This is a genomic window from Devosia sp. (assembly GCF_036563435.1).
GTDB lineage: Bacteria > Pseudomonadota > Alphaproteobacteria > Rhizobiales > Devosiaceae > Devosia.
Genome location: NZ_DATCMJ010000001.1, coordinates 17666 through 31660 on the forward strand (window position 1 = coordinate 17666; position 13995 = coordinate 31660).

Genomic DNA, 13995 nt, shown 5'->3' on the forward strand with positions numbered 1-13995 from the left:
TTACTTGAAGGCGGAAGGCGTCCGGCCTCCCGGATGAGGTAAAGACCATGTCAGACATTTCCCTGTCGAAAGCAGTTCGCACGAACCTGCTGTCGCTGCAGAACACAGCCGATATGATGGCCAAGACGCAGGAACGCCTCGCGACCGGCAACAAGGTCAACTCGGCGCTGGACAACCCCACCAACTTCTTCACCGCCTCCGCGCTCAACAGCCGCGCCGGCGACATGAATTCGCTGATGGACAGCATGTCCAACGGTATCAAGACGCTGGAAGCGGCGGATAACGGCCTGACCTCGATCACCAAGACGCTGGAATCGATGCAGTCGACGCTCCGCCAGGCGCGCCAGGACAAGTCCTTCCAGACCGACACCTACGAGGTGAAGGCCGAGAGCACGCTCAAGCTCAGCGGCGGCCGTTTCGGTGAAATGCGCGAGATCCGCCTGCAGGCCCCGACCGGCGGCGAGAAGGCTCAGCTCACTGGCGCGCTGCCATATGCAGATCCCATCGCAGTTGCTCCTGAAGGCAATGGTGCACGCACCCTGATCGCGTACGACGCCTCGTTCAGCCAGAACGACAAACTGCGCATTGACGGCAAGGAAGTTACTCTCGGTGCCGGTGCCTATGCTAATGCCAGCGACCTAGCTGATCGCATCTCTGCAGCACTGACGACGGCAGGCATCACTGGCTATACGGTGAACGACACCGGCACTAGCGTCTTCATCGAACAGGCAGATAAGACCCTGCCCTCCCCAAAGATCGAGTTCGTCACCGGCGTCAATACCGCGACCTACGGCGAGACTTCTTTCATCTACGACGCAGCCGACATCGGCACGGTTACCGCCGGCGGCCAAAATATCACCACCGGCGGCGGCACGTTTGAGGAGTTCGTCGACTCGTTGAATGAGAAGGCCGAAGTCGGCGGCTACAAGGTCACTGCCGATCCAGCCACCAAGCGCATCACCCTGGTTTCCACCACACCAGGCGGTACTGCACCGACCATCACCGGTATCCGTGAGAATGCCCCAGCGACCGGCGCCTCCCACACCTTCGACGTAAACCTCGCGAACGTAAACGGCAGTTCCGTTTTCGGTAGCGCGGCCTTTGGTGCAGCACCCGCCAGTGTCTCGGCGATGATTACCACGCTGAATGCCGATGCAGGCTTCAACGCCAGCTACGTTGCGTCCGACGACGGCACCGGTCGTCTGGTTGTCACGAGCAAGACCCCGGGCACTGCCTCGCCAACGGTCAATCCAGCCGGTGGCGGCGCTGGCCTGACCAGCGTCCCCGGTTCGGCTGAAGCTGGAGCTGAGGCCATCACTGACGGCATCGCCGTCACCCGCACCGCAGGGGTCAACGGTGCCTTCCTCACCGAAGTCGAAGCGGCCTCCCACAAGATCACGCTGACCTACGGCACCAAGTCCGCCGACGTCAACATCGTTGGCCGCGACAGCTCGCTGTTCAAGGAAACTAATCAGCTCAAGCTGATCAACGATCAGCTCAAGGCTGCCGGCATCAACGATCTCGAAGCCACCTTCGACGCCGACGACAAGCTGGTCTTCACTTCGACAACCGCCGAGTCCAAGACGCTCGCCGTTTCGGGTGAAAGCAGCAACCTGTTGTTCGGCAGCGCCACAGTGGATACTGGCAACCCTCCGGTGTCCGCCTACAAGTCCTCGAACGCTGTTGACCAGTTCGTCGAAGAGATCAACCGGAACCCCGAAACAGCCGGCTTTATCCGCGCGTCGAACGACAACGGCAAGCTGCGCATTGAGAACCTGTCGACCCAGGAACTTGCCGTGGAGTTCGACAAGGACGGTGACGGGGTCGGTGCCTCGACCAATCACAAGATTGGTGGCAACAGCGTCCGTGGCAGCCTGGCCAACGAATACAACGACCTCAAGAACCAGCTAGATCGCCTGGCGGACGACGCCTCCTTCAACGGCATCAACCTACTGCGTGGCGACAACCTGCGCATCACCTTCAACGAGAGCGGCAATTCCTTCATCGAAATCCAGACCGAAGGTCAAGACGGTATCAATGCCGGTACGCTCCAGCTTGACCAGCTTGCCGCGATCGATCTCGACCAAGACGTCAGCATCGATGCTCTGCTCAACGACGTGAAGCTAGCACTCAACCAGGTCCGCACCCAGGCTTCCCAGTTCGGCTCGAACCTTTCGATCGTGCAGAACCGCCAGGACTTCACCAAGCAGATGATCAACACGCTGGAGACCGGCGCTGCCAACCTGACGCTGGCTGACATGAACGAAGAAGCGGCAAACCTGCTCGCCCTGCAGACCCGCCAGTCGCTGTCCTCCTCGTCCCTGTCGCTGGCCTCGCAGGCGGATCAGAGCATCCTCCAGCTCCTCCAGTAAGGGCACGTGCAGGGTTCACGCAGATAACCGCAGGGCGGGCCTCAGGGTCCGCCTTGATTGTTTCCGCCGCATTGGCGCGCTAGATCACCGGCAACACCGAAGCTTGGAGAGACGAGAATGGCGCTCAAGGTTGAACTCAAACCCGGCGAAAAGCTGCTGGTCGGGAACTGCATCATCACCAATTCGGACCAGCGGACGCGCCTCTTCATCGATGGCCGCGTCCCTATCCTGCGTGAGAAGGACATCCTTACTTCCGAGACTGCCAACACCCCCGCCAAGCGCATCTACCTGGCCGTCCAGCTCATGTATATCGAGGACGATATCACGGCAGCCAAGGACGCTTACTTCGCGCTGGTGAACGATTTTATCGAGGCGGTTCCATCTTCCGTCGGCCTGATTGCGCAAATCAACAACGAGATATTAACCGAGCAGCTATACAAGGCATTGAAGGCTGCTCAGAAGCTTATCGACTACGAACAGGATCTGCTCTCCAATGTATCAGCAAGGCGCGAAGGCCTACCAACAGACGGCCAAGGTAGTTGAATCGTCGCGTGAACGAGAGTCTGCTCTGCTCATGAAGGCAGCGGCCAGTCTGCAAAAGGTCAGGGACGAGTGGCCCAACAGCTTCGATGACATGCAGCCTGCGCTGAACTTCAACCGCAAGCTCTGGACCATCTTCATGACTTCGGTCACCAAGGAAGATAGTCCACTTCCGACCGAAGTGCGCCAGAACATCGCCAACCTGGGCCTGTTCATCATGAACCAGACGCGCGAAATGACGCTCGAGCCGCATCCACAGAAACTGGACGTGCTGGTTCGCTTGAATCGCCAGATCGCCGCCGGCCTGCGCGGCATGTAGCCAGCGCCGCATCGCCTTTCAAAGCCCCGCCTCGTGCGGGGCTTTTTGATTTCTGCTGCTACTCATGGTCAAAAGAAAACCCCCGCTCATGCGGGGGTCAAAACCTCGAAAATGGGAAACCTTTTTAGATGAAGTTCACCAGGCTCAGTTTGCTGACCATGGACGTGGTCTGGTAGCTCGCCTGAAGGCGCGTCTGCAGCGCCAGGATTTCCATGGCCACGTCCTCCTTGCTCACCGTCTCGATGTCGCTAAGCAAATTGTCGAGCTGGGCTTTGTAGTCGGTGTGACGCTTGGTGGAGTTTTCGAGCGTGCTGCGCGCCACGCCCAGCTCCATCGTCAGGATCTCGATCGATCCGGCTTCGGGATTGTGCGCTTCCGACATTTCCGACTGCTGCCTGATGGCCATGGCGTCAAAGCGACCCTTGGAAGTCTCATCCCCCGGCGGATAGGTTTCAACCGACATCGAGGCCATGGTGCGCACCAGGCGAAGGAAGCCTGACTCATTGGCCTGCATGCCATAGCTGACGCGCGTTGCATCATCGACCTGGGCGGTCACGCTCTGGCGCGGGCTGCCCTCCGCCGCCTTGGCAGCGTCAGTGAGCACCAGTTCGAGCCCGCCAGCGATGTTCTTGGCTGTAGCCTGTGGGTTGGCACCGATGGTGAATTGCCCAGGACCGGCCTTGCCGGCGACCGCCATCAGGGACACTTCCCGGACCGTTCCATCCGGCTGCGTCAGCGAAATGGTGACCTTCTCATTGGGCAGAGGATTGGTGGTCACCTCGAGCGACACGGAACTGGGATCGCCAGCGGTGTGGGTAGTCGTGATACCGGCGGTGGAAGCCGACACGCCGGTGACTTGGAAGCCATGAGCGGCGGACACTGGCGCCCGCTCCGTCAGGGTCACCGTATCTGTTGAGGTCGCGATGTCGAGGCGCCCCAATCCTGTGGCAGACACGGCGGGGGATTGCCCCTGGTACCACATGATCGTGTCTGCCGCCGTGGCGACCCGCATCCCCGTAGCGGTAGCGGGATTGCCGTTCACGCGCAGCACCGGCTCTCCTGGGCCATTGAAGAAGTTCTGCGCAGCACTGAACGTCGATGCGGCCGGCAGCTCCTCGGTGCCAACCTTGACCAGTTTGGCATCCAGAGCCGCCTTGAAGTTGGTGGCCGTTTCAGCGGCATCTGCACCGATCACAAAGCCGTCGACGGAGGCACCGGCCTGCTCTTCGGTCAGCGCCTTGAGCGTGATCTGCGTCTCCGTGCCGTCCGGCAAGGTCAGCCCAACGGTGATAGTATGCCCGGCAACGATCTGATCGGCCGGCGCGGGCTTAAAGGTGACGCTGATGGCATCACCATGGGGTGGCGTGCCGGGGACGGGCTGCGCCACTTCCACCGCGCCACTGGTGGTCGACACCGTGGACAGCTTGAGCCCGAACGGGTGCACGCCATCTTCCGCCAGACCAACGACGTTGACGCCATCGAGGTAGGACTGCAGCCGCCCACGACCATCGAGACCCGCATCGGCGGCCTTCCGCTCGGTAACGACGGCATTGAAGCCCGCCTTCCCCGCCTGCCCGTTCAGCAGGACATCGGTCGTGGGCAGTGGTGGCGTATCGGTATTGGAGCCGCCGAACAGATAGCGCCCAGCAACGTCCGAGTTGAGCAGCGTCACCAGTTCGTCGAGGCGGGCCTTTGAGAGACCTGGCAACGTCGCCATGTTGATGTCGTTGGTGCCGTACTGGCCCTGGATGGCAGAATTGCGCGCCTCGCCTTCGATCTTGTCGAAGCGGGTCATGGTCTTGTCGAGGAAGCTGAGGCGCAGATTGACCGTATCGATATTGCCCGAATAGCCCTCTATCTTGCCCAGGCGAGAGCGTACCGACAGCGACATCGGCAGGTCACGGCCCATTTCCGAGAGCTTGGATGCCTTTTCGCCTGTGCCCAACTGCGTCTGCAGCGTGGCGAACTTGTCCTGCATTTTGGAGATAACGCCGAACCCGGACTGCAGCGGGAACATCGACTTGTTGACGATCATCTTACGTTACCCCTCAAGTCGCCTGGAACAGCGTGTCGAGCAGTTCCTTGACCACCGACACCACACGTGCGTTGGCGGCGTAGGCATTCTGCAATTCCATCAGCCGCGCCATTTCTTCATCGACATTGACGCCATAGTCGCTCTCCATTTGGTCGGTGATGGTATCGAGCGTCAGCTGCCGGTCGTCCCGTTTGGTGATTGCAGCGTTGATCGTTGAGCCTTGGAACCCCACCACTTGCGAGATGAAGTCGCTCATGTTGCCGCTGAGCTGGAACTTGTCGCCATTGCCCGCCGGATTGCCGCCGGACACGAATTTCATCTTGGCGAGCTGGTCGATAACATAATCGGCGCGATCGGATTCGCCCAGCGTGCCACCCACCTCATACTGCACCATCAGCCGGTTATCGGCGAGAATTGCGTTGTTGACCGAGATGCGGGAGGCAAAGCCCTGCTTTTGCGCCGGATCGGTATCGAGGTTGTTGGTAAAGGGGCTGTTGCCCTGATCCACGAAAAGGTTGAAGCCAAGCCCTGCGCCCTGCAAGCCTTGCGACGTGGTGCGTGTCACGAGTGTCTTGACGTCAGTCTTACCAGGAAGTCCATCATCGAGCACGCGCAAGGTATCTCCGGTGCCGGTAATCTCAAGCCCGGGCAGCATGCCACCAAGCTTGTTGAGAACCTCGGGCGTAGCGCCGGCCGAAAGGTCGATGCCGATAACCCGCTGCCCGGTCGCATCGACATAATCGGCGGCTTCCTTCGTGTTGACCAGGCGTACCCGCTTGTCGACGCCATTGGCCGTGTAGTTGAGCAGCACGTCGTTGCCTGGTGCGAGCGCGGATAGATCAACCTCGAAGCCGGTGGCGTCGCCCACCTTTGCGGCGGTGCCGCTCGTCGTGATGGTCGAGAATGCCGTTGCAAGGTTGCCGGCGATCTCGTCGAGCTGATCCTGCGCCTCGACCAGTACCTTGTCGCGCAGTGAAATCAAGCCACCCAGTTCCCCACCCTGCAAGACGCCCTGGCTCACCAGATCAACGGTAAGCCCAGAAGGCGTTGTCAGTGTCAGCTTGCCGACCTTGGTCAGTTCAGGATCAGGATTGAACTTGGAATTGGGCGAGAGATTGCCGGCACTCTCGAAGTTGAAGCGAGAAATCCCGTTGTCCAGCAGACCCACACCCGAGCGGGTCATCAGCGCCACTGTGCCGTTGGGGCGATAGTCCGCCTGTACGTCGATCAACTCGGCGACGGATGAAACCAGGCGGTCGCGCTGGTCCTGCAGGGCGGCACGGGCGCTGTCGGTCATGCCGAGGTCGAGCATGCGGCTGTTGACCTCCGACAGCGAGTTCAGCATGCCGTTGAGGTTGTTGACGCCAAGGGCAATCTGACCTTCGGTCTCCTGCCGCATGCCTTGGATCGTGCTGGACATGCGGTTGAGCGTCTCGGCCATGGTCTGCGCGGCCTGAACCGCAGTTGACCGCGCCGTGTAGTCGTCAGGGCTGGTTGCGATCCCCTGCATCGCGTTCTGCAGGTTGTTGAACAGCGTATCGAGCGAACCGGCGCTGCCGGGTTTGCCTAAGAAGCCCTGCAACCGGTCGAGATAGCTCGCCTGCACGCCTGAGTTGGCGGTGTCGGAGACCTGGCGCGTGTAATAGGTCTGAAGGCTCTGGTTGAACGCTCGGTTGGCTCCTGCCGTGCGGGCATAGGAGCTGTTCTGGGCATTGTAGTCGATGATGTTGAGGGACTGCCTGTGATATCCCGGCGTACCCGCATTGGCGATGTTGCGGCTCAGGATGTCCAGTGAATCCTGATTGACCCGCAGGCCAGAGACAGCGTTGGTGAGGGAGGTCGACAAACCCATTCTGGGGATCCCCGAAGGAAGACGTTAGGTCCGGGGCCAGACGCCCCGAACCAGGTTCAAGAGCCCGCCTTAGCGGATCATATTGAGGGCTTCCTGCAGCATTTCGTCGGCCGTGCTGACGATGCGGGTGCCTGCGGCATAGGCCTGCTGCGTGACGATCAGCTTGGTGAACTCGTCGGAGATATCGGTGTTGGAGGCTTCCAGGGCTCCACCCAGCACGCCCGAACCGGACAGGTCGAGAATGGCCTCGCCCGATTCCGACGTGGTCGAGAATACGCCGCCGTCGAGGCGCTTGAGCTTGTTGATGGCGTTGAACTCGGCTGTCACCACCTGGGCCATGTCGATACGCTCACCGTTCGAGTAGGTGGCGGTGACGCGACCATTGTCGTTGATGGCGACAGAGACGAATTCGCCGGCGCCATAGCCGTTCTGGTTCAGCGTCGAGACATTCGCCGTGCCGTTGACGTCGGCGAACTGGCTGAGGCCGTTGGTGTCATAGCGGAACTCGACATCACCGACGGTCACGCCATTGATGGACAGGTTGCTTAGAACGATCGAGGAATCTGTGGGAGATGCAAGCGAACCGTCCGGTGCGAAGGTGAAGTCGGTGGGAACTTGCTTCCACATTTCTGCGCCGCCCGTAGCAAGGCTGTCCGACATGTAGAACAGATTCCAGGTGTCGGTGCCGCCGGCCTGCGCACTGGAAACCTTGGCCCAACGCAGTTGCACGTTCGCTGGCGCGCCATTCTCGGCGTAGACGGTGACTGCACCACCCGAGATGGAGTTCGATAGGAATAGGGCGTTCTGGTTGGCTGCCACGGAAGTCACCACCGTGCGAACAGGATCGGTGGAATTGGTGAGGTTGGGAATGCCGAGGCTGGCATCGCCTTCGACCACCTGGAAGCTGGCGTAGTGATTGTCGCCGAGTGTGATCTGGATACGGTTGCTGCCGTCGAGCGAGACAGTTGCACTGGCGGCCGAGGGACCGCCATTGGCGCGAATGGAGGCCTGCAGGTTGGCTAGCGCCGAAGCGATGTCCCCCGACACGTCGACGCCTTGGTTGGAACCACTATAAGTAGCGGTGTTATAGAAGTCGTAGGTGGACGTGGTGCCGTTGATGTTGAGCTTGATGCTCTGGCCAGGCTGGAAATAGGTCGCCGCAGCGGCGTTCATGGTCGCGGGCGTTGTGCCGGCCGCAAGGCCCAGCCCCGAAAGTGTCGGCACGTCCCCTGCGAGAGTGAACGACGCCGAGGTGTTTGTTCCAAGGTCGATATGCACTTGGCCGTCAGCGTTGAGGGCAACATTGGCATTGGCGGCAGGTCCTCCGCCGGCACGGACCAGGCCCTGGATCGTTGCGAGAACGGAGTTGATGGTAACTGGCGGCGTGATGTCGATGTCGTTGTTGACGCCCGCCCCTACTGCTGGGGCCTCAAAGAAGTCGAACACCACCGGGGCATTGCCGCCAACGGTTAAGGTGAGAGAGCCACCATTTGCAAGAACTGTGTTGGCATTTGCTGTGCCGACCATTGCCGTCGGCTTGCTGCCGTTCAGCGTCGCAGTCGTTGGCACGGCAACGATCTGATTCGTGCCGCCGACACGTGCGGGAGTGTTACCCGTGGCTGAATAGCTCCGCGGCTGCATGAGTTCGCTGTTGAAGATCGCCTTGTCGTAGGCCGTGGTCTTGGGCAGCTGCGGCAGGTTGGCCTGGTAGTTGATGCGGTTGGACTGCTGGGCCGGCAGGAAGCTGTTGGAGAGCTTGATCACTTCCGGCACGGAACCCGAAATGTTGCCCGTGCGGGTGTCGATCGGCAGGCCCTTGAGATAGTAACCGGCACCGTTGACCAACATGCCATCCTTGTCGATCTCGAAGTCGCCGCGGCGGGTGTAGAAGTTGCTGCCGGCAAAGACGGGGTTGCCGTCCGACTGGCCGATCTTCGGCTCGACGACGAAGAAGCCGTTGGAGTTGAGCGCAATGAAGGTCTCGTTGGACACCGTCTTGATGTCGCCACCAATGTCGTTGGTGCCGCGCGACTGCGCCAGCACGGCGCCGGGTACCTGGCGCGAGATCGGAGCATCGGGGATCAGGTCGAGAAAGTCGGTCTCGATGCGCTTGTACCCAGTGGTCTGCGAGTTCGCGATATTGCCCGAGATGTTTTCCAGCGCGTGCGCCTGGGCCCGCAGACCGGTCACCGCACTGGAAAGAGCGCCATAAATGCCCATGTGATACTCCGAAAATCCGTTGCGCCGTCGGACGCATTCGGCAGAAGCAATGCAAGGGCGATGCCAATCAGCTTTGGCTTTGTTTTAGTTGAACAATTTCTCTCAACGCACGCAGGATGAGCTACACCATCGGCAAGACCATCCTGCCGCTACGGCAGAAATTGCCGACCGCTTGTCGTCAGGCGTGGCATGCATTATTGCATGACCCGCAAACCGGGGCCCTACATGCTGTTTTCCAGTGCCGATGAATTCGTCAAAGCGCCGCGACGCGCCGTGACCGTGTTCGGCATGGCAGGCGTGGGCAAGACGCGTCTCAGCAACATGCTGCGCTCCAGCAACTGGTTTCACTATTCCGCCGATTACCGCATCGGCACCCGCTACATGGGCGAGTTCATCGTCGACAACTTCAAGGCCGAGGCCATGAAGGTGCCGTTTCTGCGCGACCTGCTGCGCTCGGACTCGATCTATATCTCGTCCAACATCACCTTCGACAATCTCGATCCACTGTCGACCTATCTCGGCACGCCTGGCAACCCTGACAAGGGCGGCCTGCCGCTGGCCGAATACCAGCGCCGGCAGGAGCAGCATCGGATTGCAGAGATTGCGGCCCTCACCGACGTCCCCTACTTCTTCGACCGCGCCAAAGCCCTCTATGGCTATGATGACTTCATCGCCGATACGGGTGGCTCGCTGATCGAGGTCATCGATCCAACCGATCCCCAGGATCCGGTGGTAAGGACCCTCGCCGCCTCCACCGCCCTGCTCTATATCCGCGGCACCGGCAAGGACGCCGCTGAACTGGTTCGCCGCTTCAAGCAATCGCCGAAGCCCATGTACTACCGCCCGCCCTTCCTCCTTGAGAAATGGGCCGAGTACAAGCTCATCCACGGCATCGTGGACGATTGCGATGTGGACCCCGCGGGCTTCGGCGCCTGGGGCTTCGAGGCGCTCCTGCATGACCGCCTGCCCCGCTATCAAGCGTTGGCCGACAACTTTGGTTATGTAGTCGAGGCATCCGATCTTGCCACGGTGCGTGACGGCGACGAGTTTATAGACTTGATGGCTGCAGCGATCGAACAGCGAATGCGATAGCGCGCTTCCTTCGGGGAGACGCGCACCGCCTGCATCGCTTCACGATCCATCTCTCGCAAGAGGCTCTCATGCCTATTCGTATTCCCGACAATCTCCCCGCCCGCAAGACGCTCGAAGACGAGGGCGTCTATGTGATGGATTCGACGCGCGCCGCGCGCCAGGACATCCGCCCGCTGTCCATCGGCCTCCTCAACCTGATGCCCAACAAGGAGCGCACCGAGACGCAGTTCACCCGGCTGATCGGCTCGACGCCCCTGCAGGTGGAACTAACGCTTGTGCGTGTCACCGACCACCAGAGCAAGAACACGTCCGAGGACTATCTCAAGACCTTCTACAAGACGTGGGAAGAGGTTCGGCCGCAGAAGTTCGACGGCTTCATCGTCACCGGCGCCCCGATCGCCCACATCCCCTTCGAGGAGGTGCGCTACTGGCCCGAAATGCTCGAGATCATGGATTGGACACAGACCAATGTGCACCACACTATGTTCATCTGCTGGGGCGCGCAGGCAGCGCTGCATCATTTCCATGGCGCGCACCGTTATCGCATGGGGCAGAAGGCCTTCGGCGTGTTCCGCCATCGCGTCATCAATCCGCGCTCGCCTTTCCTGCGTGGTTTCTCCGACAGCCCGATGATCCCCGTGTCGCGCTACAACGACATCGACCGGACCACACTCGGGCCGGACCTCGAGGTGCTGATCGACAACGCGGAGATCGGCGTCTGCATGCTAGGCGATCGCAAGCACCGCGCGGTGCATTTCCTCAATCACCTGGAATATGACAATCGCTCCCTGGCGGATGAATACGAGCGCGACATCAAGGCAGGGCTCGATACTGCCCCGCCAGCCAACCTCTTCCCCAATGGCGACACCACCGCTGAGCCCGAGAACCGCTGGCGCAGTCACGCCCACCTGTTGTTCCAGAACTGGATCAACGAGATCTACCAGACCACGCCATACGACATGACCAAGATTGGTACGGGCGAGGAATAGCTGCCTTCTCGGAGGTCACTTCCGCCAAGGCGGGAGTGACTCGGCTACTCCCCTGCGCCCACCCGCTTGAATGCTCTGCACAATTCCCTATCTTCCCCGGACGATAGAGAGACCTGCGCGTGCCCCAGAACCCTACGACCATTGTCGACGAACTGGGCATTGCCCTGGCCAATTTGGCTGACGCTGCAACGGGTGCAGTAACGCCAACCTTGCGACTGGGGGTGACCGGCCTCAGCCGGGCCGGCAAAACCATCTTCATCACGGCCTTGGTCCATAGTCTGCTGACCGGCGGCCGCATGCCCGGCTTTTCGCCGCTGGCTGAAGGCCGCTTCATCGGCGCCAGGCTTGCCGAGTATCCCGACGCCACTGTGCCACGCTTCGCCTATGAGCAGCACCTGGCTGCCCTGACGAGCGCCAATCCCGTCTGGCCGGAAGGAACGCGACGGATTTCCCAGCTCCGGCTGGTACTGAAATTCCAGTCCAAGCGCTGGTTCGGCAGCATGCGCGGTCCGTCGATCATCAATCTCGATATTGTCGACTATCCCGGCGAGTGGCTCCTCGACCTGCCCCTCCTCGGCCTCAGCTATGCGCAATGGAGTGCCGAAGCGCTGGATCGCGCCGATCGCCTAGGCTCTGGCAAGGAAGCAGGCCCCTTTATCGACTTGCTCAAAGAGATCGATCCACTCGGGGAGGCACGGGAGCCCGATGCGGAGCGCCTTGCTGCCGCCTTCACCGAATACCTGCGCCGCTCGCGTGAACACGGTGCCCTCTCCTCCCTGCCGCCGGGGCGTTTCCTCCTCCCAGGTGACATGGAAGGTTCGCCGGCGCTGACTTTTGCGCCTCTTCCACCGCAGCGCCAGGCGGTGCGTTCTGGCAGTCTTTATGCCCTGCTCGAAGGGCGCTTCGAAGCTTACAAGGATCAGATCGTCCGCCCGTTTTTCCGCGAACATTTTGCCCGCCTTGATCGGCAGATCGTTCTGGTGGACACCTTGCGCGCACTCAACGCCGGCCCTGCCGCCGTCGCGGACTTGGAGGCGGCCCTGACTGGGGTACTCGCCTGCTTCCGCCAGGGCGAGACTAATCCCCTGCTCCGCCCCTTCGTGCGCCGCATTGACCGCATCCTCTTTGCGGCCACCAAGGCCGACCATGTCCATCACACCAGCCATGATCGGCTGGAAGCGATCCTCAACCGGCTGGTGGCCAGCGCTAGCAAGCGTGCCCGCTTTGCCGGTGCCGAAACCAAGTCGGTCGCCATGGCCGCCATCCGCGCAACACGGGAGGGCACGATAGTCGAAGCTGGCGAGACGCTGCCGACCCTGATCGGGACACCGGTGAAAGGCGAAACGCTGGCTGGCACTTCCTATGATGGGAGAACCGAGATCGCGCTTTTTCCGGGCGACCTGCCGGAGCAGCCCGATCGGTTGTTCCAGGAAGGACAGTCGGCGGCGCTCAACTTCCTCCGCTTTACCCCGCCCCAACGCCTTGAGCGAAATGCAGAAGGCGACGTGATCTTCCCCTATATCCGGCTTGATCGTGCCTTGGATTACCTCATCGGGGATTGGCTCGCATGAAACCGCCTGTTGCTCGTCCGACCAACACCGTCTCTTCCGATCCCGACGCTACTCGCACACCGCGGGCCTTCGCCGCGAATGCGGCCGCCGTTGTGGAGCCGGCTTTCGACCCTTCGGAGGACGAGGCGCTCGTCGCTCCGCCACCTCGCCGCATGGGCGGGCTGGCCAAGTTGGCCTGGACGACCGGTGGCATCCTGGTTTCAGCCGGCCTGGGGCTGGCGGCTGAACGGCTCGTCAGCGACCTCTTTGCCGCCAACCAATGGCTGGGCTGGGCTGGCATTGCCGTGCTGGCCTTGTTCGTCCTCGCCGTTCTCGCACTTGCGGCGCGGGAAATGTTCGCCCTGCGGCGGCTCCGGGTACTCGATGCGCTCAAGCGCGATGCCGCGCATGCCACGGCTGAAAACGACCTCGATCGCGCCCGGCATGTCACCGACAGCCTTCTCACGATCTACGTCGCGCGCCCCGATCTCGCCCGTCCCCGGCAGCAGGTGGCGGAAAACCGGGAGCATGTCTTTGACGGGCATGATCTGGTGGCGCTGAACGAACGGAGCTTGATGGCACCGCTTGACGCGCGTGCCAAGGCGCTGACCGCAGCCTCGGCGCGGCGGGTGGCGCTGGTCACCGCCGTTTCGCCGCGCGCCCTGGTAGACGTCGCCTTCGTCATCTACGAGAGCATTCGTCTCGCCGGTGCGATAGCCCGGCTCTATGGCGCCCGACCGGGTCTATTGGGCTTCTGGCGCCTCGCGGGCGCGGTGTTGGGTCATCTGGCGGTCACTGGCGGATTGGTGCTGACCGATGGCCTGATCGAGCAACTCGTCGGCCAGGGCCTGGCCGCCAAACTCTCTGCCCGGCTCGGCGAAGGCGTGGTCAACGGGCTTATGACTGTGCGCGTCGGCATCGCCGCCATGCGAGTAGTCCGCCCGCTCCCTTTCGAGACGCAGAAGCAGCCCATGGTACGCGACTTCATCCCGGAGCTGACCAGGCTGGCGTCCGATCCAGGCTAGG

10 protein-coding genes are annotated in these 13995 nt (G+C 61.4%); 7 read left to right on the forward strand and 3 right to left on the reverse strand.

Going from position 1 to position 13995, the window contains the following annotated elements; all coding sequences use genetic code 11:
- Window positions 1–47 precede the first annotated feature (47 nt).
- The 3 genes from VIL88_RS00060 to flaF all read left to right on the forward strand — a co-directional run bounded on the left by VIL88_RS00060 (window position 48) and on the right by flaF (window position 3231).
- Complete coding sequence (locus VIL88_RS00060; RefSeq protein WP_331984653.1) at window positions 48–2372, forward strand: flagellin; 2325 nt, start codon at window positions 48–50, stop codon at window positions 2370–2372.
- A 117-nt stretch (window positions 2373–2489) separates the two neighbouring features.
- A complete protein-coding gene (flbT, locus tag VIL88_RS00065; RefSeq protein ID WP_331984655.1) occupies window positions 2490–2915 on the forward strand; it encodes a flagellar biosynthesis repressor FlbT in 426 nt (141 codons plus the stop codon).
- Window positions 2866–3231, forward strand: a complete 366-nt coding sequence (gene flaF, locus VIL88_RS00070; protein WP_331984657.1) for a flagellar biosynthesis regulator FlaF — start codon at window positions 2866–2868, stop codon at window positions 3229–3231. Before flbT ends, flaF begins: the two co-directional genes overlap by 50 nt.
- 124 nt (window positions 3232–3355) lie before the next feature.
- On the opposite strand, the gene VIL88_RS00075 is transcribed toward flaF, so the two are convergent.
- The 3 genes from VIL88_RS00075 to VIL88_RS00085 form a co-directional block, all read right to left on the reverse strand.
- Window positions 3356–5266 carry a hypothetical protein gene (locus VIL88_RS00075; protein WP_331984659.1) on the reverse strand — a complete coding sequence of 637 codons (1911 nt, stop codon included), beginning with the start codon at window positions 5264–5266 and terminating at the stop codon, window positions 3356–3358.
- A 13-nt stretch (window positions 5267–5279) separates the two neighbouring features.
- Complete coding sequence (gene flgK, locus VIL88_RS00080; RefSeq protein WP_331984661.1) at window positions 5280–7118, reverse strand: flagellar hook-associated protein FlgK; 1839 nt, start codon at window positions 7116–7118, stop codon at window positions 5280–5282.
- 69 nt (window positions 7119–7187) lie between these two features.
- Window positions 7188–9338 (reverse strand): flagellar hook-basal body complex protein, encoded by a 2151-nt coding sequence (locus tag VIL88_RS00085; RefSeq protein ID WP_331984663.1) that lies wholly within the window; start codon window positions 9336–9338, stop codon window positions 7188–7190.
- Window positions 9339–9539: 201 nt separating this feature from the next.
- Here VIL88_RS00085 and VIL88_RS00090 point away from each other — a divergent pair, with 201 nt between their 5' ends.
- The 4 genes from VIL88_RS00090 (at window position 9540) to VIL88_RS00105 (ending at window position 13994) form a co-directional block, all read left to right on the forward strand.
- A complete protein-coding gene (locus VIL88_RS00090; RefSeq protein ID WP_331984665.1) occupies window positions 9540–10430 on the forward strand; it encodes an ATPase in 891 nt (296 codons plus the stop codon).
- Window positions 10431–10498: 68 nt separating this feature from the next.
- Entirely contained in the window at window positions 10499–11419 is a 921-nt protein-coding gene (locus VIL88_RS00095; protein ID WP_331984667.1) for a homoserine O-succinyltransferase, read from the forward strand.
- A 119-nt stretch (window positions 11420–11538) separates the two neighbouring features.
- The gene (locus VIL88_RS00100; protein ID WP_331984669.1) at window positions 11539–12990 is read left to right on the forward strand and encodes a YcjX family protein; all 1452 of its coding nucleotides are present in this window, start codon (window positions 11539–11541) and stop codon (window positions 12988–12990) included.
- Window positions 12987–13994 carry a TIGR01620 family protein gene (locus VIL88_RS00105; RefSeq protein WP_331984671.1) on the forward strand — a complete coding sequence of 336 codons (1008 nt, stop codon included), beginning with the start codon at window positions 12987–12989 and terminating at the stop codon, window positions 13992–13994. Before VIL88_RS00100 ends, VIL88_RS00105 begins: the two co-directional genes overlap by 4 nt.
- The last annotated feature ends 1 nt before the right edge of the window (window position 13995 follow it).

Excerpts from the sequence above, each read along its gene's own strand:
- flbT (WP_331984655.1), top strand. The coding sequence starts at position 2,490 with ATGGCGCTCAAGGTTGAACTCAAACCCGGCGAAAAGCTGCTGGTCGGG.
- VIL88_RS00105 (WP_331984671.1), top strand. The coding sequence starts at position 12,987 with ATGAAACCGCCTGTTGCTCGTCCGACCAACACCGTCTCTTCCGATCCC.
- VIL88_RS00060 (WP_331984653.1), top strand. The coding sequence starts at position 48 with ATGTCAGACATTTCCCTGTCGAAAGCAGTTCGCACGAACCTGCTGTCG.
- VIL88_RS00085 (WP_331984663.1), bottom strand. The coding sequence starts at position 9,338 with ATGGGCATTTATGGCGCTCTTTCCAGTGCGGTGACCGGTCTGCGGGCC.
- flaF (WP_331984657.1), top strand. The coding sequence starts at position 2,866 with ATGTATCAGCAAGGCGCGAAGGCCTACCAACAGACGGCCAAGGTAGTT.
- VIL88_RS00075 (WP_331984659.1), bottom strand. The coding sequence starts at position 5,266 with ATGATCGTCAACAAGTCGATGTTCCCGCTGCAGTCCGGGTTCGGCGTT.
- VIL88_RS00095 (WP_331984667.1), top strand. The coding sequence starts at position 10,499 with ATGCCTATTCGTATTCCCGACAATCTCCCCGCCCGCAAGACGCTCGAA.
- VIL88_RS00090 (WP_331984665.1), top strand. The coding sequence starts at position 9,540 with ATGACCCGCAAACCGGGGCCCTACATGCTGTTTTCCAGTGCCGATGAA.
- flgK (WP_331984661.1), bottom strand. The coding sequence starts at position 7,118 with ATGGGTTTGTCGACCTCCCTCACCAACGCTGTCTCTGGCCTGCGGGTC.